Origin of the sequence: Xanthomonas sp. NCPPB 3582, assembly GCF_041475735.2 — a bacterium.
Classification (GTDB): Bacteria; Pseudomonadota; Gammaproteobacteria; order Xanthomonadales; family Xanthomonadaceae; genus Xanthomonas; species Xanthomonas codiaei.
In genome coordinates, this window is sequence record NZ_CM192968.1 from 2,023,517 (window position 1) to 2,045,344 (window position 21,828).

The following is a 21,828-nucleotide window of genomic DNA, read 5'->3' on the forward strand; positions in this document are numbered from 1 at the left end:
ACGACTATGCAGCGCTACGCCGGCACCGGACCATGCTGCGTACCGGCGTCGGCCATGAATACGTATGCAGGCGTGCGGAACGGCAAGGCGCGCGTCTACCATGGCGGCACGGCACCTGGGAGGGTCCGCGACCGTGGCGCAGTTGTGCCACGCACCACAACGCGTGCAACGAGGGAGGAAGGCCGACGGCGCAAGCCGTTTCGCCGCGTCGATGCTGAAGACGATCTGCATGGCTGCAACGCTGGGCGTTGCGGCAAGCTCGCCGGCATTGGCCGATGAGCTGGAATTTCAGGGGCGCCGCGCACAGGCGCAGGTGCTGGACGATGGCGGTTTCGTGCTGCGATGGCCGCAGGGCGAGCGCCGCATTGCGGCGCAGCCGATGCGCACGCACACCGCCAGCCCGATGTTCGATGCCTTGTTCGCGCTGGCGCAGCAGGAGCTGGCCGACGACCGCGTCGATGCGATCCGCGATCCGGCCTTCAATGCCGGCAAGCCGGTGCCGTGCCAGTGCTTCGAAACCGGCGAGCGCTGGCCCTACGTATGGACGCGCGATGTCAGTTTCGCGGCCGATCTGGCGCTGGCGCGGCTGGAGCCGCAGCGCACACGCAATTCCCTGCGTTTCAAGCTCTCCACCGCGCGCGATGGCCGTACGCCGGGCCTGTTCGTGGCGCAGGACACCGGCTCCGGTGGCAGCTGGCCGATCAGCAGCGACCGGGTGGTGTGGTTCCTGGCCGCGCGCGGTCTGCTGGACGACCAACCGTTTGCCGACGAGGTGTGGCAGGCGCTGCAGGCCACGCTCGCGCAGGATCGCGATGCGGTGTTCGATGCGCGCATCGGCCTCTACCGCGGCGAAACATCGTTTCTGGACTGGCGCGAGCAGACCTATCCGGACTGGACGCGCGAGGACGTGCGCTTCATCGCCGAGTCCTTTGCGCTGTCGACCAACGTGTTGCATTACCAGGCGCTGCGCTTGGCCGAACAGATGGCGCGCCAGCGCGGCGATGCGCGTGCCGCGCAGTACGCGCGATGGGCCGACACGCTGCGGCAGGCGATCGATGCGCGCTTCTGGGATGCGTCCCGCCAGCAGTATGTGAGCTACCTGGGCACTGCCGCGCATCCGGTGCGCTATGCCAAGGTCGATCTGCTCGGCTTGTCGCTGGGCGTGCTGGCCGATGTGTTCCCGGTGGAGCGCGCACGCCTGGCGCTGCGCAACTACCCGGTGGTGGCCGGTGGCAGCCCGGTGGTGTGGCCACAGGAAACCGCACAACCGATCTACCACAACCGGGCCATCTGGCCGTTCGTCAGCGCCTATGCCTTGCGCGCGTCGCGTGCGCTGGAGGATGCACCGCGCATCGCGCTGGAGTTGCAGTCGTTGATGCGCGGCAGCGCGCTGGCCGGCTCCAACATGGAGAACTACGAAATGCAGCGCCTGGCGGTGCATGTGGAAGAGGGCGCGCGCAGTGGCCCGGTAGTCAATTCTCCGCGCCAGTTGTGGTCGGTTGCCGGCTATCTGTCTGCAGTGCTGGAAGGCGTGTTCGGCCTGTCTGCCGATGGTGGCGTCACGCCGAAGTTGCCGCGCAGCCTGGTGCCGCTGTTGTTCGGTGCACGCCAGCAGATCGTGCTGGAGCAGGGCACGCGTCGGTACGTGCTGCAGCGTCCGGCCGACGACCAGGGCGAGTTGCTGATGGCCGGGCGTGTCGAGCGGCAGGGCCAGACCACGCAGGTGCAGCTGGTGGGGCGCAAGGCCGACCTGGCCGCGCCACCGCAACCGGCGCAGGTGTTTGCGCCGGCAACGCCGGCGCCGCCTAAGGTGCAGGCGTATGCCAACCGGTATCGGGTTGCGATTCCGGCCGGCACCACGCTGTACATGGACGGCCGGGCCCTGGACGCCACCGAACACTACGCGTTGCCAGACGATGGGCTGCAGCATGTGGTCAGCCTCACCCAGCGCGTGGATGGCCTTGAGTCGCTGCACAGTGCGTCGCTGACGCTTGGCCCATCGCAGACCTTGCCCGGCAGCCAGACCTGGGCATGGCACGCCGCGTCCACGGGGCGGCATCGCGTGGCGCTGCGCTATCGCAACGCCAATGGCCCGATCAATACCGGCATCACCGCCGCGGTGAAGCGGCTGGTGCTGGAGTGCCCGGGCAGGCCGCCGCAAGCGCAGGCGATCGTGATGCCGCATAGCGTGGGCGAGCAGCTGTCCACCCAGGTGAGCTTCGATGCGGTGGCAGGGCAGGCCTGCGTCTTTCGCCTGGAAGACGGCTTCAACATGAGCGCCCTGGCGCATTTTGCCCAGTACACCGGTGGCCGGGGCGGCCGCGACGGTGTGGTCAATACGGCGCAGGTGACTGCGTTGATGATCGGGCCGGCAGCCGACACGGAGGCCGCGCCATGACCGCGAAGCCACGCCTGAGTTTCTGGCAGATCTGGAACATGTGCTTCGGCTTTCTCGGCATCCAGTTCGGGTTTGCGCTGCAGAACGCCAATGCCAGCCGCATCTTCCAGACCCTGGGCGCGCAGGTCGACGACGTGCCGGGGCTGTGGATCGCCGCACCGCTGACCGGGCTGATCGTGCAGCCCATCATCGGCTATCTGTCCGACCGCACCTGGACCTCCTGGGGCCGTCGGCGCCCGTATTTCATGGTCGGTGCGGTGTTCACCACGCTTGCGTTGCTGGTGATGCCCAACGCACCGCTGCTGTGGATCGCTGCCGGCACGCTATGGGTGCTGGATGCCTCGATCAATATCTCGATGGAGCCGTTCCGCGCCCTGGTTGGCGACCAGCTGCCGCCGGCGCAGCGGCCCACCGGTTATGCGATGCAGAGCTTTTTCATCGGCATCGGCGCGATCGTCGCCAGCTTCCTGCCCTGGTTGCTGGCCCAGTGGGGCGTGGGCAATACCGCACCGCCGGGGCAGCTGCCCGACAGCGTACGCTACGCGTTCTACCTGGGTGCGGCCGTGCTGTTCCTGTCGATCGGCTGGACGGTGCTGCGCACCCGCGAGTACAGCCCAGGCCAGCTGGCCGGATTCGACGATACGCATCCGCCTGCCGCGGCAGCGCCCATCGCCGGCGTGCTGCCATCGACCGCCGCCAGCGCGATGTGGTGCGGTGCCGGGGGGCTGCTTGCCGTCGCCATCGCCTGGCACCAGGGCGACCGCATGCTGTACGTGCTGGCCGGCCTGTGCATCGCCTACGGCGCACTGCTGGCGCTGGCGCGGGTGCTGCCAGCGGGCAGCATGCTGGTGGCGATCGTGCAGGACGTGCGCAGCATGCCGGGCACGATGCGGCGGCTGGCCTGGGTGCAGTTCTTTTCCTGGTTCGCCCTGTTCGCGATGTGGATCTACACCACCGCCGCGGTAACGCAGGAGCATTTCGGCGCAACCGATACCGCATCGGCGGCCTACAACGATGGCGCCAACTGGGTGGGCGTGCTGTTCGGTGCCTACAACGGTTTCGCCGCGCTGGCCGCGCTGGTCATCCCGTTGCTGGTGCGCGCGATCGGGCTGCGCTGGAGCCATCTGTGCAACCTGTGGCTGGGCGCTGCCGGGCTGCTGTCGATGCTGGCGATCCGCGACCCGCACTGGTTGCTGCTGTCGATGCTGGGCGTGGGCTTTGCCTGGGCCTCGATCCTGTCGCTGCCGTACGCCTTGCTGTCCGACAGCGTGCCTGCCGCCAAGATGGGCGTGTACATGGGCATCTTCAATTTCTTTATCGTGATTCCGCAATTGGTGGCCGCCAGCGCATTGGGCTTCGTGCTCCGCGCGTGGCTGGGCGGGCAGCCGATCTACGCATTGGCCATCGGCGGGCTCAGCCTGCTGGTTGCCGGCGTCTGCGTGGTGCGGGTTCCAGTCGCCTCGGGAGGGCAGTGATGCGTAGTGCGATGTGTGTGGCGTTGACGATGTACGCAGGCGTGGCGTTCGCGGCGCCTGCGGCCAAGGAGTACTACGGTACCCTGGAGCCATTCGCCGCCGATGCGGTGTACTTCGTGGTCACCGACCGTTTTGTCAATGGCGATACCGGCAACGACCAGCGCGCGCAGGGCGGTGCGCAGCGCAGCTTCGACGTGCCCACGCCCTGCGCCGATGGCAGCGACGACAACATCGGCTACCTGGGCGGCGACTTCAAGGGCATCGTCGACCATGCCGACTACATCCGCGACCTGGGGTTTGGCGCGGTGTGGATCACGCCCATCGTCGACAACCCCGACCAGGCGTTCACCGGCGGCAAGCCGATCACCTGCGGCAGCACGCTCAGCGACCACGGCAAGACCGGCTACCACGGCTACTGGGGCGTCAACTTCTACAAGTTGGACGAACACCTGCCCAGCCCAGGCCTGGATTTTGCCGGCTTCACCCGCGCCATGCACGCCAACCAGCTGAAAGTTGTGCTGGATATCGTGGGCAACCATGGTTCGCCGGCCTACACCATGCCGGAAGCGCAACCGGGCTTCGGCAAGCTCTACGACGCGCAGGGCCGTCTGGTCGCCGACCACCAGAATCTGCCGCCCGCGCAGCTGGATCCGCAGCACAACCCATTGCATGCCTTCTACAACACCGGCGGCGGGCTGGCGGAACTGTCCGATCTCAACGAGAACAATCCGGCCGTGCTCGACTACCTGGCCGGTGCGTATCTGCAATGGATGGAGCAGGGCGCCGATGCATTCCGCATCGACACCATCGGCTGGATGCCGGATCGTTTCTGGCATGCCTTCGTGGCGCGCATCCGCGACAAACGCCCGGGATTTTTCATGTTCGGCGAAGCCTTCGACTACGACGCCGACAAGATCGCCGGGCACACCTGGGCGCGCAACGCCGGTTTCAGCGTGCTGGATTTTCCGTTGAAGCAGCAGCTGTCTGCAGTCTTCGGTCGTGAGCAGGCGGGCTTTGAAAAGCTCGCCAAGCCATTGTTCCTGCGCCAGGGGCCGTACGCGAACCCTTACGAGCTGATGAGCTTCTACGACAATCACGACATGGCGCGGCTGGATGCCAGCGATACCGGCTTCATCGATGCACACAACTGGCTGTTCACCGCGCGCGGCATTCCGGTGATCTACTACGGCTCGGAGACCGGCTTCATGCGCGGGCGCGCCGAGCATGCCGGCAATCGCAATTATTTCGGCGTCGAGCGTATCCGTACGGCGCCGCAGAGCCCGATCTTCGCGCCGCTCCAGCGCATCGCGCGCCTGCGCCGCGAGACCCCGGCATTGCAGCGCGGCGTGCAGGTCGATATCAGCCTGCGCGGTCAGCAGGCCGCGTTTCTGCGCGTGTATCAACATGCCGGTACGACCCAGACCGCCCTGGTGCTGCTCAACAAGGGCGATGCGGCAGCCAGCATCGAGGTTGAACGCTTCCTGCAACCCGGCATTTGGCGCGACGCGGTCAGTGGCGAGCAATTGCAGGCGCAGCGGCGGCTGGTCACGCAGGTCCCGGCGCACGGCGTGCGGGTGCTGCTGTCGGATGCGCCGGTCACCGATCCCGCATTGCGCACGCAGCTGGATGCACAGATGGCCGACCAAGTCGCCCGCGACGCCCACAACCTGTAGGGGCGTCCACCCGCGCGCAATGGGGCATCACCGGTATCGGTAACGCCCCGTCGCGGCCGGGTCCGCTCCTACGACGCCATCAGCGGTTCGCCACAGATCGCAGCACACCGTGCATGCTGTCCCGATTCCCGATTCCCGATTCCCGATTCCCGAATCCCGATTCCCGAATCCCGAATCCCGAATCCCGAATCCCGAATCAGCGCCTTGCAGCTCCATCCGCCGCCAGGTCGACCGCTGCCTCGCCGGTCTCCGCGCCGGATCGGTTCCAGCCCAGCGGCGGCTGCAGGCCGTTGCTGCGCGAGGAATCGCGCACCGCCAGCTTCACCGGAATCGTGCGGCTCTGCGCCGCTTCGCCGCGGATCAGCGCCACCAGGCTCTCTACCAGCAGCGTGCCGGCCTGCTTGGTGTCCTGCTGCACCGTGGACAAGGCCGGCGCCACCGAGGCGGCCAGCGCGATGTCGTCGAAGCCGCTGACCGCCACGTCCTGCGGCACGCGCAAGCCGCGTTCGCGCAGGGCGCGCATCGCGCCAATCGCGATCAGGTCGCTGGCTGCACACACCGCATCGAACCCCTGGCCACTATCTAGCAAGGCCAGGCATGCCGCGTAGCCGGACGACTCGGTGGTGATCGCATCGAACTGCAGCGCCGCGTCGGCAACCAGGTCCTGCTGCGCCAGCGCGGCGACGTGGCCGCGGTAACGTTCCTCGAATTCGGGATAGTGATTGGAGGCATGGCCCAGGAAGGCGATGCGCCGGCAGCCCTGCGCCAGCATGTGCTCGGTGATGTCCAGCCCGCCCTGGTAGTTGTCGCTGCCGATCGAGATGCCCGGCTGGCCCGGCAGCGCCGCGCCCCAGCGCACGAAGTGCGTGCCTTGCTCCACCAGCAACTGCAGCCGCTGGCGCGACTGCTGGTAGTCGCCGTAGCCCAGCAGGATGATGCCGTCGGCCTTGTTGCTGTCTTCGTAGTCGGCTTGCCAGTCCTTGGATAGCTGCTGGAACGACACCAGCAGGTCGTAGCCCTGCAGCGCGCAGGCGCGGGTGATCGAGCCCAGCATCGAATGGAAGAACGGGTTGATCAGCGAATCGTCGGCCGTGGGGTCTTCGAAGAACAGCAGCGCCAGCGTGCCGGCATTGCGCAGCCGCAGCGAGGAGGCGTTCTTGTCGACCTTGTAGTTCAGCTCGCGGGCGATGCGCAGGATGCGCTTGCGGGTTTCCTCGTTGACCATCGGGCTGCCGCGTAGTGCACGCGAGACGGTCGGTTGCGACACCCCGGCCAGGTAGGCGATATCCAGCGAGGTGGCTTTACCCTTGATGGTCATGGTCGGCAGCGGCAGGACGATGGCCGGCATCATGCCATGCGCCCGCCGGCCCCGTGCCGGCCTGCCCGGCGGCCGCCTGATTGGTTTACCATTCACGCCCGAGACCCCTTGCGAGAAGGTGGCCCGCGCCCCGCGCCGGCCGAGCGTGCGACATGAGCACTACCACCGCCCACCGCTGATCCCGACCGGCGCCCGTGTCCGTGGCGCCCGCGACGCGGTCTTCCGCATGACCTTTCCCGCTTCTCCCCGAGCCTGTCCGCAGTGGACAGGCCTCCCATGGCAGCCGCCGGCTGCAGCCAGACCAGACTTCATTCTTGCCCATGATCAACATCACGCTCCCCGACGGCAGCCGCCGCGAATTCGAATCCCCCGTCTCGGTGATGCAGGTCGCCCAGTCGATCGGCGCCGGCCTGGCCAAGGCCACCATCGCCGGCCAGGTCGACGGCCAGCTGGTCGATGCCAGCGACGTCATCGACCATGACGCCAGCCTGCGCATCATCACCGCCAAGGACGCCGAAGGCGTGGAAATCATCCGCCACTCCTGCGCCCACCTGGTCGGCCATGCGGTCAAGCAGCTGTATCCCGAGGTCAAGATGGTGATCGGCCCGGTGATCGCCGAAGGCTTCTATTACGACATCTACAGCGAGCGCCCGTTCACGCCCGAAGACATGGCCGCGATCGAGCAGCGCATGCAGGAGCTGATCGCGCAGGACTACGACGTCATCAAGAAAGTCACCCCGCGCGCGGAGGTGATCGAGGTATTCGCCCAGCGCGGCGAGGAGTACAAGCTGCGCCTGATCGAGGACATGTCCGAGGACATCACCGCGATGGGCCTGTACTACCACCAGGAATACGTGGACATGTGCCGCGGCCCGCACGTGCCCAATACGCGCTTCCTCAAGGCGTTCAAGCTGACCCGCATTTCCGGCGCCTACTGGCGCGGCGATGCCAAGAACGAGCAGCTGCAGCGCATCTACGGCACCGCCTGGGCCGACAAGAAGCAGCTGGATGCCTACATCCTGCGCATGGAAGAGGCCGACAAGCGCGACCACCGCCGCATCGGCAAGGCGCAGGACCTGTTCCACCTGCAGGAAGAGGCGCCCGGCCTGGTGTTCTGGCACCCCAAGGGCTGGTCGCTGTGGCAGGTGGTCGAGCAGTACATGCGCAAGGTCTATCGCGACAGCGGCTACGGCGAGGTGCGCTGCCCGCAGATCCTGGACGTATCGCTGTGGCAGAAATCCGGCCACTGGGACAACTACCAGGACGCGATGTTCTTCACCGAATCGGAGAAGCGCACCTACGCGGTCAAGCCGATGAACTGCCCGGGCCACGTGCAGGTGTTCAACCAGGGCCTGCACAGCTACCGAGACCTGCCGATCCGCTACGGCGAATTCGGCGCCTGCCACCGCAACGAGCCCTCCGGCGCGCTGCACGGCATCCTGCGCGTGCGCGGCTTCACCCAGGACGACGGGCACGTGTTCTGCCTGGAGTCGCAGATCGAGTCCGAGGTCACCGCCTTCCACCAGCAGGCGCTGGCGGTCTACACCGCGTTCGGTTTCGACGACATCCAGATCAAGATCGCGCTGCGCCCGGAAAAGCGCCTGGGCGACGATGCCACCTGGGACAAGGCCGAGGCCGCGCTGCGCAGCGCGCTGGGCGTGTGCGGGGTGGAGTGGCAGGAGCTGCCGGGCGAGGGCGCCTTCTATGGTCCCAAGATCGAATACCACCTCAAGGACGCCATCGGCCGGACCTGGCAGCTGGGCACCATGCAGGTCGACTTCATGATGCCGGGCCGTCTGGGCGCCGAGTACGTGGACGAGAACAGCCAGAAGAAGCATCCGGTGATGCTGCACCGGGCCATCGTCGGCTCGATGGAGCGTTTCATCGGCATCCTGATCGAGCACCACGCCGGCGCCTTCCCGTCCTGGCTGGCCCCGGTCCAGGTCGTTGTCGCCAACATCACCGACGCTCAGGCCGAATATGTCGACTCGGTTCGGAAAACCCTTGCAAATCAAGGCTTCCGTGTCAGCGCCGATTTGCGTAACGAGAAGATCGGTTATAAGATTCGCGAGCATACGCTGCAACGCGTGCCGTATCTGCTCGTCGTCGGCGACCGCGAGAAGGAAAATGGCGCGGTTGCCGTGCGGACGCGATCGGGAGAGGACCTCGGGACCATGTCGGTTTCGGCCTTCATCGAACGTCTGCAGGCAGAGCAGGCAGCGTGAGCCAACCCCGGCCGGTCTGGATGATCCGGATGCGCCGGTTCGATTCCCCTGGGAGATTGCAATATCAGTACCCCTGACAACAAACAGAACCGCAAGAACCAAGAAATCCGTGTGCCGCGCGTCCGCGTGATCGGCAGCGACGGAGAGATGGTCGGCGTGTTGTCGCGCGACGAAGCGCTCGCCAAGGCCGAGGAAGAAGGCCTGGATCTGGTCGAAATCCAGCCGCAGGCCGATCCGCCGGTCTGCAAGATCATGGACTTCGGCAAGTTCAAGTTCGAGCAGCAGAAGAAGGCCAACGAGGCCAAGAAGAAGACCAAGCAGGTCGAGATCAAGGAACTCAAGTTCCGCCCGGTCACCGACGAGGGCGACTACCAGATCAAGCTGCGCAACATGCGCCGCTTCCTGGAAGAAGGCGACAAGGTCAAGGTCAACATCCGCTTCCGTGGCCGTGAAATGAGCCACCAAGAGCTGGGCCGCGAGATGGCGGCCCGGATCGAGGCCGATCTGGGCGACGAGATCGTCATCGAGTCCCGTCCGCGCCTGGAAGGGCGTCAGATGGTGATGATGATCGCGCCCAAGAAGAAGGTCTGATCCTGCGCCGTGGCGGTCCCGGTCGGGGCCGGTCACGGCGGCAATCGCACCGATTTGCAAGAATTCCCGGCAACGGGTAGACTGCGCGGCCCGGTTTTGCCGGGGCGCCGCGCAAGCGGCACCAGGACCTGTCCGGATCGTGTTCGATCAAGGACTTACAAGCAGGCAAGGGCAAGGATGGAAAGCGTGGTCGCAAGACTGCCGCCCGTGTCAGTGACAAAACACCATCAAGGACATAGCAATGCCCAAGATCAAGACCAACCGGGCGGCGGCCAAGCGTTTCCGCAAGACCGCCTCCGGCAAGTACAAGTGCGGCCACGCAAACCGTAGCCACATCCTCACGAAGAAAGCGACCAAGCGCAAGCGCAACCTGCGGCAGACGAACCACGTCCGTGCCGAGGACGCTGGCCGTCTCGATCGTATGCTTCCCTACCTCTGAGGACTGACCCATGGCACGAGTAAAGCGTGGCGTACAGGCGCGTCGCCGCCACAAGAAAATCCTGACCCTGGCGAAGGGTTACTACAACGCTCGCCGCAAGGTCTTCCGCGTTGCCAAGCAGGCCGTCATCAAGGCACAGCAGTACGCCTACATTGGCCGCAAGCAGAAGAAGCGTAACTTCCGTTCGCTGTGGATCACCCGCATCAATGCGGCTGCCCGCATCAATGGCCTGAGCTACAGCCGTTTCATGAACGGCCTGCTCAAGGCTGGTATCACCCTGGACCGCAAGGTGCTGGCTGATATCGCCGTGCACGACGCCGCCGGCTTTGCCGCGCTGGCCGAGAAGGCAAAGGGCGCGCTGGCGGCATAGGTGCGAGTCCCTCGCAAGAGCCCGCACGCTGTACGTGCGAGTCCCTCGCAGGAGCCCGCACATCCATGTGCGGACTGCTAAAGAAGCGGGTCATCGGCAGTAGTCACACCTCGGTGCGGATGCTTTCGATGCGTGAAACGCAGAGATGCAGGGGGAAGGGCGCGAGTCCTTCCCCTTTTGCGTTTTTGCGAAGCCACCCAGTGGGTGATGGCAGGTTGGTCCAGTGACAATGCGTTCCGGTGCATCCGGAAACACCGTTCGGCTAGCAGTTGAGGCGCGAGTGCAATGAGTGAGATTCAATCCCTGACCGAGCGCGCGCTGGCCGATGTCGCCGCCGCGCAGACGCCGGAGCAACTGGAGGCGTTACGGGTCGCCTTGCTGGGCAAGAGCGGCAGCATCACTGCCCAGCTCAAGCAGCTCGGCACGCTGCCGGCCGACCAGCGCAAGGCTGCTGGCGAGGCGATCAACCAGACCCGCGACGCGTTGACCGCCGCACTGGCGCAGCGCAAGAACACCCTGGAAACCGCTGCATTGGACGCCCGCCTGGCCGGCGAGCGCATCGATGTGACATTGCCCGGCCGGCGCGGCGAGCGTGGCGGCCTGCATCCGGTCACGCGCACGCTCGAGCGTATCGTCGAGATCTTCGCGCGGCTGGGTTACGAGTTGTCCGATGGTCCGGAAATCGAGGACGACTGGCACAACTTCGAAGCGCTGAACTTTCCGCCGCATCATCCGGCGCGCGCGATGCACGACACCTTCTACTTCGGCGACGGTCGCCTGTTGCGGACCCACACCTCGGGCGTACAGGTGCGTTACATGGACGCGCATAAGCCGCCGCTGCGCATGATCGCCGCCGGCAAGGTGTATCGCTCCGACTCGGACCAGACCCACTCGCCGATGTTCCATCAGGTCGAAGGCCTGCTGGTGGACGAGCATTCCACCTTCGCCGATCTCAAGGGCACCTTGTCCGAGTTCGTGCGCGCGTTCTTCGAGCGCGATTTCGAAATGCGCTTTCGTCCCAGCTATTTCCCGTTCGTGGAGCCGGGTGCGGAAGTGGACATCGCCTGGCAGCAGCCCGATGGCAGCACGCGTTGGCTGGAAGTGCTGGGTTGCGGCATGGTGCACCCGAACGTGCTGCGCAGCGTCGGCATCGATCCGGAGCGCTACACCGGTTTCGCCTTCGGCCTGGGCGTGGAGCGCTTTGCGATGCTGCGCTACGGCGTCAACGACCTGCGCGCCTTCTTCGAAAACGACGTGCGTTTTCTCAGGCAGTTTGCCTGATGGCAGGGATTGGTGATTCGGGATTGGGGATTGGCAACAGCGCCCCTGTTCCGCACCGTCCCGGCCTGCTGCTTTATACGAATCCACAATCCCGATTCCCGAATTCCGGCATCCCATGAAATTCTCAGAAAATTGGCTGCGTAGCCACGTTCCGATCCAGGCCAGCCGCGAGGAGTTGGCTGCGACGCTGACGGCGATCGGTCTGGAAGTGGAAGAGGTGACGCCGTTGGGCGAGGCGCTGGGCCAGGTGGTGGTGGCGCGCATCGTCGAGGCGGTGCGGCACCCGGAAGCCGACCGTCTGCAGGTCTGCAGCGTCGATGCCGGGCAGGGCGAGTTGCTGCAGATCGTGTGCGGCGCGCCCAATGCGCGTGCCGGCCTGGTGGCGCCGTTGGCGCTGGTCGGTGCGCAGATCGGCGAGCTGACCATCAAGGCGGCCAAGCTGCGCGGTGTGCCCTCCAACGGCATGTTGTGCTCGGCCAGGGAGCTGGGCCTGGACAGCGATGCCTCCGGCCTATTCGAACTGCCGGACGATGCGCCGGTGGGGCAGGCGCTGGCCGAGTATCTTGGCCTGCCCGACGCCAGCATCGAGATCAAGCTCACTCCCAATCGCGCCGATTGCTTCAGCGTGCGTGGCATTGCCTTCGATGTGGCGGCGGCCTGCGCCAGCGAAGTGGTGGCCTTCGACGCGGCTGCCGTGGCGCCGGTGTCCAGGCGGACATTGGCGGTGGAACTGGATGCCGGCAAGGAAGCGCCGCGCTATTGCGGCCGCGTGATCGAAGGCATCGATCCGGCTGCGACCACGCCGGTGTGGCTGGCCGAGCGCCTGCGCCGCAGCGGCGTGCGCCCGGTGTCGCTGCTGGTGGACATCACCCAGTACGTGATGCTGGAACTGGGCCAGCCGATGCACGCCTTCGACCTAGACAACTTGCAGGGGCCGATCGGCGTGCGCCGTTCGCGTGCCGGCGAGCAACTGGCGCTGCTGGATGGGCGACAGGTGACGCTGGACGACAGCTTCCTGACCATCACCGATGCCGGCCGTCCGGTGGCGCTGGCCGGGTTGATGGGCGGGCTGGACACGCGGGTCACCGAGACCACCCGCAACGTGTTCCTGGAGTCGGCGTATTTCGATCCGGCCGCGATCATGGGTCGTGGCCGCAAGCTCGGCCTGCACACCGATGCCGGCCATCGCTTCGAGCGTGGCGTGGACCCGGCGCTGGCGCCGCAGGCCATCGAAGTGGCCACGCGCCTGGTGCTGGATCTGGCCGGCGGTACGCCGGGCCCGGTGGTGCATGCACAACTGCCGCAGCATCTGCCGCAGGCCGCGCCGATCCTGCTGCGTCGTGCGCGCATCGCGCGCGTGCTCGGTATCCGGATCGACGATGCGGAAGTGGTGCGCATCCTGAGCGCGCTCGGCATGCAGCTGGAGGCCGTGGGCGAGGGCTGGCAGGTGCTGGCGCCGAGCCGCCGCTTCGATATCGCCATCGAAGAGGACCTGATCGAAGAGCTGGCGCGCATCCATGGCTACGACCGGGTGCCGACCACGCTGCCCGGCGGTGCCAGCCGGATCGCGATGCCGAGCGAGACCCAACTGGACGAACTCACCGTGCGCCGCCAGCTGGTGGCGCGCGAACTGCAGGAAACCATCAACTACGCCTTCGTCGATGCCGACCTGCTGCAGCGGTGGCAGCTCAGCGAAGGATTGGTGCCGCTGGCCAATCCGCTCAGCGCGGAGCTGGCCGTCATGCGTCCTCGGCTGCTGCCGGGCCTGGTGGCGACCCTGGGCCGCAACGCCGCGCGTCAGGCCGGGCGCGTGCGCCTGTTCGAGCTGGGCAAGGTATTCGCTGCCGCGGCCGATGCGGGCGCCGCGCCGCGCGAAGCGCAGCATGTCGCCGCTGCGGTGTGCGGCGATGCGCTGGCGCTGCAATGGGGCGAACCGGCGCGCAAGGTGGACTTCCACGATGTGAAGGGCGACCTGCTGGCGTTGGCGGCGGCCAGTGGTGCGGTGCTTGAGTTCCGGCCGTCGGCGCAGCCGTTCGGGCACCCGGGCCGTTCGGCGGACATCTATCGCGACGGGGTGTGCATCGGCTGGATCGGGCAGGTGCATCCGCGCCTGGCCAAGGCGATGGACATCGACGTGGATGTGATCGCGTTCGAACTGGAGCTTGCGCCGCTGGTGCAGCGCGCCTTGCCGCGTGCCGGCGAGCTGTCGCGGTTCCCCTCGGTGCGCCGCGACCTGGCCTTCCTGGTACCGGAAGAGGTGAGCTGGGCGTCGCTGTCGGCCAGCGTGCAGACCGCGGTCGGCCCGTTGCTGCGCGAGGTGCAGTTGTTCGACCGCTATGTCGGGCAGGGGGTCGAGCCAGGTTTCAAGAGTCTGGCTATGGGCTTGATTTTGCAGGATAACTCGCGCACTCTCACCGACCGGGACGTGGATGCGGTCGTTACCGACGTGGTGGCGGTGGTCGAGCGCGAGCACCGCGCCCGGATCCGGAGTTGAGGCGGTAACCAGGGGATTGGCATGGCATTGACGAAAGCGGAGATGGCCGAGCGTCTGTTCGACGAGGTCGGTCTGAACAAGCGCGAGGCAAAGGAATTTGTCGATGCGTTCTTCGATGTGCTGCGCGATGCGCTGGAGCAGGGCCGTCAGGTGAAGCTGTCGGGTTTCGGCAACTTCGATCTGCGGCGCAAGAACCAACGGCCCGGTCGCAATCCCAAGACCGGTGAGGAAATTCCGATCTCGGCCCGCACGGTGGTGACCTTCCGCCCGGGCCAGAAACTCAAGGAACGGGTGGAGGCTTATGCTGGATCCGGGCAGTAATCGCGAGCTACCGCCGATTCCGGCCAAGCGCTATTTCACCATTGGTGAAGTGAGCGAGCTATGTGACGTCAAGCCGCATGTGCTGCGCTACTGGGAAACGGAATTTCCGAGCCTGGAGCCGGTCAAGCGGCGCGGCAACCGGCGCTACTACCAGCGCCACGACGTGCTGATGGTGCGGCAGATCCGCGGCCTGCTCTACGAGCAGGGCTATACGATCGGCGGTGCGCGCCTGCGTCTGGAGGGCGACGGCGCCAAGAGCGAGTCGGCATTGAGCAACCAGATCATCAAGCAGGTGCGGATGGAGCTTGAAGAAGTGCTGCAACTGCTGCGGCGCTAGGAAAACGCTTCACAAAGCCGCTATAATCGCAGGCCGCCCTCGCGGCGGGACGCAACATCTTCGGGGTATAGCGCAGCCTGGTAGCGCACTAGTCTGGGGGACTAGTGGTCGTCGGTTCGAATCCGGCTACCCCGACCAAATACGAAAGCCCATGTCGTCGCGACATGGGCTTTTTTGTTGCGTCGCAACATTGCATTTTTGTGTCTTCACTCAGCCTGATGGCTATGCAGATCGGCATATCGCAGTGCAGCATGAACAGTCCGCTAGCGGCTGGTTTTTGCGGTCCGGTTCGCTATGGACCTGGATCACGGAATGATGCTAAGTGCGCGGAAACGCTCCAAATCACCGATCCCGGAATCGAACGTGGATCACGGTTCGTTAACGCGGTTTCGACGAACTTGAATCAATAGGCCAACGCCGTCAAAAAAATGACGTGCTGCGCCTTGCGGTGCGATCTTTCTGTGCCATAGTGCAGTGCAACACGTCATACCCGTCGTGATCCCGATGTTCCGGGATGAATCCTCTGTCGTACGTTCGTGCTGGCATGTTTGGCCGGTTGAATGCTGCGCGAGCTCCTGTCCCACCCAACCGAGGCAGCCAGCCACACGCATGAAGAAACTGATCGGACGATTTTGCCAAGCCTTGAGCCTGGCGTTGATCTGCTCGATGACACTGGGCGCTTGCAGCACCGGGAAGGACATGGCGACGTCGTTGCCGCTGCCCGATCCGCTGGCAATGTCGGCGGTGCAGCCCGAGTATAGACTCTCTCCAGGCGACTTGTTGTTGGTCAAGGTCTTCCAGATCGACGATCTGGAGCGGCAGGTGCGTATCGATCAGAACGGTCACATCTCGCTGCCGCTGATCGGCGACGTCAATGCCGCCGGCATGGGCGTCGGCGAGCTGGAGAAGATGGTTGCCGACCGCTATCGCAACGGATATCTGCAAAACCCGCAGGTGTCGGTGTTCGTGCAGGAATCCAATGGCCGCCGCGTCACCGTGACCGGTGCCGTCACCGAACCCGGCATCTATCCCGTCATCGGCGCCAACCTGACTTTGCAGCAGGCCGTCGCGCAGGCCAAGGGTGTCAGCACCGTGGCAAGCCGCGGCAACGTCATCGTGTTCCGGATGGTCAACGGGCAGAAGATGATCGCGCGCTTCGACCTGACCGAGATCGAGAAGGGCACCAATCCGGACCCTGAGATCTATGGTGGCGACATCGTCGTGGTGTATCGCTCGGATGCGCGCGTCTGGTTGCGCACCATGCTGGAACTGACCCCCTTGGTGATGGTGTGGCGCGCTTACCGATGAGTATGAATTCCGACAATCGTTCCTCGCCGTCGCAGCGTCACGGACATCTTGAGCTGGCAGACGTGAGCTTGCTCGACTACTGGCGCGCGCTGGTGTCGCAGCGCTGGCTGATCATCCTGATCACCATCGGCGCGACGCTGCTGGCGCTGGTGATCACCTTCCTGATGCCGGAAAAGTATCGCGCCACCAGCACGCTGCAGATCGAGCGCGACTCGCTCAACGTGGTGAACGTCGACAACCTGATGCCGGTGGAGTCCCCGCAGGATCGCGACTTCTACCAGACCCAGTACCAGTTGCTGCAGAGCCGCTCGCTGGCGCGCGCGGTGATCCGCGAGGCCAAGCTCGACCAGGAACCAGCGTTCAAGCAGCAGGTGGAAGATGCGCTGGAAAAGGCCGCGGCCAAGAACCCGGAAGCCGGCAAGTCGGTGGACTCGCGCCAGGCGATCATCGAGCGCAGCCTGACCGATACCTTGCTTGCGGGCCTGGTGGTCGAGCCGATCCTCAATTCGCGTCTGGTCTATGTCAATTACGAGTCGCCGGACCCGGTGCTGGCGGCCAAGATCGCCAACACGTATCCGAAGGTGTTCATCGTCAGCACGCAGGAGCGCCGCATGAAGGCGTCCTCGTTCGCGACCAAGTTCCTGGCCGAGCGTCTGGAACAGCTGCGTTCCAAGGTCGAGGACTCGGAGAAGAACCTGGTGGCGTATTCGACCGAAGAGCAGATCGTCTCGGTGGGCGACGACAAGCCCTCGTTGCCGGCGCAGAACCTGACCGACCTCAACGCGATGCTGGCGTCGGCGCAGGATGCGCGCATCAAGGCCGAGGCCGCCTGGCGCCAGGCAGCGAGCGGCGACGCGATGTCGCTGCCGCAGGTGCTGAGCAGCCCGCTGATCCAGACGCTGCGCGGCGAGCAGGTGCGCCTGACCAGCGAGTACCAGCAGAAGCTATCGACCTTCAAGCCGGATTACCCGGAAATGCAGCGCCTGAAGGCGCAGATCGAAGAGTCGCGCCGGCAGATCAACGGCGAGATCGTCAACGTTCGTCAGTCGCTCAAGGCCACCTACGACGCGTCCGTGCATCAGGAGCAATTGCTCAACGAACGCATTGCCGGCCTGCGCAACAACGAACTCGATCTGCAGAGCCGCAGCATCCGCTACAACATGCTCAAGCGCGACGTCGACACCAACCGCCAGCTCTACGATGCGCTCCTGCAGCGTTACAAGGAGATCGGTGTTGCGAGCAATGTCGGCGCCAACAACGTGACCATCGTCGACACTGCAGATGTGCCTACGTCGAAGACTTCGCCGAAACTCAAACTGAACCTCGCTTTGGGCTTCATCTTTGGCGTATTCCTTGGCCTGGCCGTGGCGCTTGTGCGCTACTTCCTGCGGGGCAATGGGCCGGAGCCACGATTGAACTGACATCGTGGTGTTGCAAAACGGTGGTTAATTAAAGTGACAACCGATTCAGCGTGGAAAAGGTCGGATCCCGTATGTTTCGGGCTCCTTCGTTTGAAAGTTTGTCTCTGTTGAAACAAAGGGCTGTCGGGTGATCTGGGGTCGGTAGGTATTACCGCGGTGATCATGCGACGGAGATGATTGAAAACTCGCGTGCGATTCGTATGTTCCCCCGCATGCGCCGTATCGAGTTTGGAGGACATCCCCATGCTTTTGGCAGACTTGAGTAGCGCGACTTACACGACATCCTCGCCACGATTGTTGTCCAAGTATTCGGCCGCAGCCGACCTGGTGCTGCGCGTTTTCGACCTGACCATGGTGGTCGTCTCCGGCCTGGTCGCCTATCGCGTCGTGTTCGGCTCCTGGGTGCCGGCGGCACCGTACCGGGTCGCCATCGCCACCACGCTGTTGTATTCGGTGATCTGCTTCGCCCTGTTTCCGCTGTATCGCAGCTGGCGCGGTCGTGGATTGCTGAGCGAGCTGATGGTGCTGGGTGGCGCCTTCGGCGGCGTGTTCGCCCTGTTCGCGGTGCATGCGCTGATCGTGCAGGTGGGCGAGCAGGTCTCGCGCGGCTGGATCGGCCTGTGGTTCGTCGGCGGCCTGGCATCGCTGGTGGCGGCACGTACCTTGCTGCGCGGTTTCCTGAACCATCTGCGCGCGCAGGGCGTGGACGTGCAGCGCGTGGTGGTGGTCGGCCTGCGCCACCCGGTGATGAAGATCAATCACTACCTGAGCCGCAACTCGTGGGTGGGGATGAACCTGGTCGGTTACTTCCGTACTCCCTACGACATCGCCGTGACCGAACAGCGCCAGTCGCTGCCGTGCCTGGGCGAGCCGGATGCGCTGATCGACTACCTGAAGGAAAACCAGGTGGAACAGGTGTGGATTTCGCTGCCGCTGGGCGAGCGCGACCATATCAAGCAGCTGCTGCAGCGCCTGGATCGCTATCCGATCAACGTGAAGCTGGTGCCCGACCTGTTCGACTTCGGTCTGTTGAACCAGTCCGGCGAGCAGATCGGCAATACGCCGGTGATCAACCTGCGCCAGGGCGGCGTCGACCGCGACAATTACTTCGTGGTGGCCAAGGCGTTGCAGGACAAGATCCTGGCCGTGATCGCGCTGATGGGTTTGTGGCCGCTGATGGCTGCCATTGCAGTCGGCGTCAAGCTCAGCTCGCCGGGCCCGGTGTTCTTCCGCCAGCGCCGCCATGGCCTGGGTGGCCGCGAGTTCTACATGTACAAGTTCCGCTCGATGCGCGTGCATGACGATCATGGCACCACCATCCAGCAGGCGACCAGGAACGATACGCGTATCACCCGTTTTGGCGCGTTCCTGCGTCGCAGTAGCCTGGACGAGCTGCCGCAGATCTTCAACGTACTGGGCGGCAGCATGTCGATCGTGGGTCCACGTCCGCATGCGGCGCAGCACAACACGCACTACGAAAAGCTGATCAACCACTACATGCAGCGCCACTACGTCAAACCGGGCATCACCGGCTGGGCGCAGGTGAACGGCTTCCGCGGCGAAACCCCGGAGCTGCGGACGATGAAGAAGCGCATCCAGTATGACCTCGACTACATCCGTCGTTGGTCGCTGTGGCTGGATATCCGCATCATCGTGCTGACTGCGGTGCGCGTGCTCGGACAGAAGACCGCGTACTGATGATGGCGGCAAGCGTGCGAGCTGGCGCGTCCGGCGCCGCGGGCGGCTGCGTTGCAGCCGCCCCTTCCAGGCAGGCGTTTGCATGCTGATCCGAATGAGCGAAGAGACCCGCGTTCGCTGGCACAACCTGCTCATCGAGCTGACCTTGCTGGTGGGCGTGGGTTACAACCTGGTGTTGGCACTGATCAATGCGAACGTGTTCACCGTCCGGCCGGTGGTCACCTATGCGGTCGAGTTCATGGTCTATGCGGCGTGTTTCCTGCTGGGCCTTGGCTCGCTGAGCCGCAAGCGGCTCGCCCTGATCATCAGCGGCCTGGGGTTGATCGTTCTGCTGATGTTTGTGCGGTTTCTGGTGAATTGGCAGATCGACCCGAAGTTCTTCCGCGATGCCTTGGTGGTGTTTGCGTTCGTGGTGCTGGGCTCGGCGTATACAGGCTCGGTGCCCAAGTTGTTCATCCGCATGACCATCATCGTTTCGTTGGTGGCGGCCTTCGAATTGGCGATGCCGACCGCGTATGGCGACCTGGTCAACCCGAAAAGTTTCTTCGTCAACGCCCGCGGCATGAGCGCGGAAGGGTTCTGGAACGAGGACAGCAATCTGTTCGTCAGCGCCACGCGTCCGGGCGAGCGCAACTTCCTGCCTGGTTCCAATCTGCCGCGTGCTTCGTCGTGGTTCATCGAGCCGGTGACGATGGGCAACTACATCTGTTTCTTTACCGCCATCGTGCTGGTGTTCTGGCGCTGGATGCGTCCGGCTGCATTGATCCTGTCGGTGGGCTTGATCGGTTTCATGATTGTGGCCTCGGATGGGCGACTCGCGGCGGGTACCTGTGTGCTGATGGTGTTGCTGACACCGCTATTGAAACGCCTGGATCAGCGCCTGGCGTTTCTGGTGTTTTTGCTGGTGATCATGAGCGCATGGTTGCTGGTGTGGGTCACCGGGATTACCGCTTACCAGGACACGACGATGGGCCGGGTATTCTTCACCGTGTATTCGATGAACAATCTTTCGTTCGAGTCCTGGATGGGGCTGGATTTCGCCCAGGCATACCGCTACTTCGACAGCGGCATCTCCTACTTCATTGCATCGCAGTCGATCGTCGGGGTGCTGGCGTTCCTGCTGTCGTATTCCTTCCTGCTGTTGATGCCGAGCAAGGAAGGCCAGTTGTTCAAGAACCTGGCCATCTTCGCCTTCGCGCTGAGCCTGCTGGTCTCCAACGGCTACTTCTCGATCAAGACTTCGGCGCTGTGGTGGTTCGTCTGCGGCTGTCTCTGGCACATGCGTCCGACCTGGTCGGCGGCGAGCTCGCCGGCGTCGGTCAACGACGATCGAGCCGATGACGATGCGCGGCTGGCCTTGCCGGCGGGAGCGTCGAGATGAGCGCGCTCGCCACTCCCGCATCGACCGGCGTGCATGACGCTGGCGTGCGCATCGCCGCTGGCGGGCGCGCCCGCGATCCGCGGATCGATGCCGCCAAGGCGATCGCGATCCTGCTGGTGGTGTTCTGCCATGCCAAGGGCGTGCCGCATGGCATGACCCTGTTCGCCTACAGCTTCCACGTGCCGTTGTTCTTCCTGGTGTCGGGATGGCTGGCGGCAGGCTATGCCTCACGCACCACCAGCCTGTCGCAGACGATGACCAAGCAGGCGCGCAGCTTGTTGCTGCCGTATGTCACCTTCTACCTGCTGGGCTATGCGTACTGGTTGCTGACCCGCAATATCGGGGAGAAGGCGGCACGCTGGGGCAGTCATCCCTGGTGGGAGCCCATCGTGTCGCTGTTGACCGGCATCGGTCCCGACTTGTACGTACAGCCGCCGCTGTGGTTCCTGCCGGTGATGCTGGTGACGGTGATCGGCTACGTATTGCTGCGTCGCGTGTTGCCGCCGCTGGCAATCGCTGCAGTGGCGCTGGTGGCGGCGTGGTTCTGGATGAACTGGTTCCCTGCGCAGGGGGTCCGGCTTTTTTTCGGGCTGGATGTGCTACCGGTGTCGCTGTGTTTCTATGCGCTCGGCGCACTGTTGATCCATGTGTCGCCGCGCCTGCCCACGTCGTTGCCGGTCAGCGCGCTGGTGACCGTGGTGCTGGCGCTTGCGGTTGCCTGGCTGGCGCAGCTCAACGGACGTATCGACGTCAACATGCTGCAGTTCGGACGCAACCACGCGGTGTTCCTGCTCAGCGCCGTGCTGGGCTCGCTGATGGTGATCTGCGCCGCGCGGCTGGTACAGGGCTGGGCATGGATACAGTGGATCGGTCGCAATACGCTGCTGATCCTGTGCACGCACATGTTGGTGTTCTTCGTGCTGTCCGGCGTTGCGGCGCTTGCCGGCGGGTTCGGCTCGGCGCGCCCGGGGCTGGGTTGGGCGATCTTCGTCACGCTGTTCGCCCTGGTTGCCTGCGTCCCGATGCGCTGGATCCTGATGCGCTTTGCTCCGTGGGCACTGGGTGCACGCGCGGTGACGGCATGACCGGCGCGGTGGC

17 protein-coding genes and 1 tRNA gene are annotated in these 21,828 nt (G+C 64.8%); 17 read left to right on the forward strand and 1 reads right to left on the reverse strand.

Going from position 1 to position 21,828, the window contains the following annotated elements; translation table 11 throughout:
- The first annotated feature begins 211 nt into the window (after positions 1-211).
- The 3 genes from ACCQ05_RS08620 to ACCQ05_RS08630 are packed head-to-tail and all read left to right on the forward strand — an operon-like array spanning position 212 to position 5,546.
- The gene (locus ACCQ05_RS08620; protein ID WP_372393519.1) at positions 212-2,398 is read left to right on the forward strand and encodes a glucosidase family protein; all 2,187 of its coding nucleotides are present in this window, start codon (positions 212-214) and stop codon (positions 2,396-2,398) included.
- The gene (locus ACCQ05_RS08625) at positions 2,395-3,873 is read left to right on the forward strand and encodes an MFS transporter (protein WP_372393520.1); all 1,479 of its coding nucleotides are present in this window, start codon (positions 2,395-2,397) and stop codon (positions 3,871-3,873) included. The genes ACCQ05_RS08620 and ACCQ05_RS08625 overlap by 4 nt, the downstream gene beginning before the upstream one ends.
- Positions 3,873-5,546 carry an alpha-amylase family glycosyl hydrolase gene (locus tag ACCQ05_RS08630; RefSeq protein WP_372393521.1) on the forward strand — a complete coding sequence of 558 codons (1,674 nt, stop codon included), beginning with the start codon at positions 3,873-3,875 and terminating at the stop codon, positions 5,544-5,546. Before ACCQ05_RS08625 ends, ACCQ05_RS08630 begins: the two co-directional genes overlap by 1 nt.
- Positions 5,547-5,742: 196 nt before the next feature.
- Here ACCQ05_RS08630 and ACCQ05_RS08635 read toward each other — a convergent pair whose 3' ends face one another.
- Positions 5,743-6,864, reverse strand: coding sequence for a LacI family DNA-binding transcriptional regulator (locus ACCQ05_RS08635; RefSeq protein WP_372393997.1), 1,122 nt, complete (start codon positions 6,862-6,864; stop codon positions 5,743-5,745).
- 320 nt (positions 6,865-7,184) lie between these two features.
- Here ACCQ05_RS08635 and thrS point away from each other — a divergent pair, with 320 nt between their 5' ends.
- The 14 genes from thrS (at position 7,185) to ACCQ05_RS08705 (ending at position 21,815) form a co-directional block, all read left to right on the forward strand.
- Positions 7,185-9,089: a threonine--tRNA ligase gene (gene thrS / locus ACCQ05_RS08640; RefSeq protein ID WP_104542878.1), complete on the forward strand. Its 1,905-nt coding sequence runs from the start codon at positions 7,185-7,187 to the stop codon at positions 9,087-9,089.
- 48 nt (positions 9,090-9,137) lie between these two features.
- Positions 9,138-9,680, forward strand: coding sequence for a translation initiation factor IF-3 (gene infC, locus ACCQ05_RS08645; RefSeq protein ID WP_228961220.1), 543 nt, complete (start codon positions 9,138-9,140; stop codon positions 9,678-9,680).
- Between the two features lie 241 nt (positions 9,681-9,921).
- A complete protein-coding gene (gene rpmI / locus ACCQ05_RS08650; protein WP_002811096.1) occupies positions 9,922-10,119 on the forward strand; it encodes a 50S ribosomal protein L35 in 198 nt (65 codons plus the stop codon).
- 10 nt (positions 10,120-10,129) lie between these two features.
- Positions 10,130-10,489, forward strand: a complete 360-nt coding sequence (rplT, locus tag ACCQ05_RS08655) for a 50S ribosomal protein L20 (RefSeq protein ID WP_003484828.1) — start codon at positions 10,130-10,132, stop codon at positions 10,487-10,489.
- Positions 10,490-10,774: 285 nt separating this feature from the next.
- Positions 10,775-11,770 carry a phenylalanine--tRNA ligase subunit alpha gene (pheS, locus tag ACCQ05_RS08660; protein WP_228961207.1) on the forward strand — a complete coding sequence of 332 codons (996 nt, stop codon included), beginning with the start codon at positions 10,775-10,777 and terminating at the stop codon, positions 11,768-11,770.
- A gap of 115 nt (positions 11,771-11,885) precedes the next feature.
- Positions 11,886-14,264 (forward strand): phenylalanine--tRNA ligase subunit beta, encoded by a 2,379-nt coding sequence (gene pheT / locus ACCQ05_RS08665; RefSeq protein WP_228961206.1) that lies wholly within the window; start codon positions 11,886-11,888, stop codon positions 14,262-14,264.
- 21 nt (positions 14,265-14,285) lie between these two features.
- Complete coding sequence (locus tag ACCQ05_RS08670) at positions 14,286-14,585, forward strand: integration host factor subunit alpha (protein WP_002811076.1); 300 nt, start codon at positions 14,286-14,288, stop codon at positions 14,583-14,585.
- Positions 14,566-14,922, forward strand: coding sequence for a MerR family transcriptional regulator (locus ACCQ05_RS08675; RefSeq protein ID WP_005995911.1), 357 nt, complete (start codon positions 14,566-14,568; stop codon positions 14,920-14,922). The genes ACCQ05_RS08670 and ACCQ05_RS08675 overlap by 20 nt, the downstream gene beginning before the upstream one ends.
- Before the next feature lie 61 nt (positions 14,923-14,983).
- Positions 14,984-15,060: transfer RNA gene (locus tag ACCQ05_RS08680), tRNA-Pro, on the forward strand.
- Positions 15,061-15,531: 471 nt separating this feature from the next.
- Positions 15,532-16,230, forward strand: coding sequence for a polysaccharide biosynthesis/export family protein (locus tag ACCQ05_RS08685; RefSeq protein WP_167394692.1), 699 nt, complete (start codon positions 15,532-15,534; stop codon positions 16,228-16,230).
- Complete coding sequence (locus ACCQ05_RS08690; RefSeq protein WP_228961205.1) at positions 16,212-17,651, forward strand: GumC family protein; 1,440 nt, start codon at positions 16,212-16,214, stop codon at positions 17,649-17,651. Before ACCQ05_RS08685 ends, ACCQ05_RS08690 begins: the two co-directional genes overlap by 19 nt.
- Before the next feature lie 243 nt (positions 17,652-17,894).
- The gene (locus tag ACCQ05_RS08695) at positions 17,895-19,349 is read left to right on the forward strand and encodes an undecaprenyl-phosphate glucose phosphotransferase (RefSeq protein ID WP_372393522.1); all 1,455 of its coding nucleotides are present in this window, start codon (positions 17,895-17,897) and stop codon (positions 19,347-19,349) included.
- A gap of 94 nt (positions 19,350-19,443) precedes the next feature.
- Positions 19,444-20,730, forward strand: coding sequence for a polysaccharide biosynthesis protein GumE (locus ACCQ05_RS08700; protein ID WP_372393999.1), 1,287 nt, complete (start codon positions 19,444-19,446; stop codon positions 20,728-20,730).
- Positions 20,727-21,815 (forward strand): acyltransferase family protein, encoded by a 1,089-nt coding sequence (locus ACCQ05_RS08705; protein WP_372393523.1) that lies wholly within the window; start codon positions 20,727-20,729, stop codon positions 21,813-21,815. Before ACCQ05_RS08700 ends, ACCQ05_RS08705 begins: the two co-directional genes overlap by 4 nt.
- The last annotated feature ends 13 nt before the right edge of the window (positions 21,816-21,828 follow it).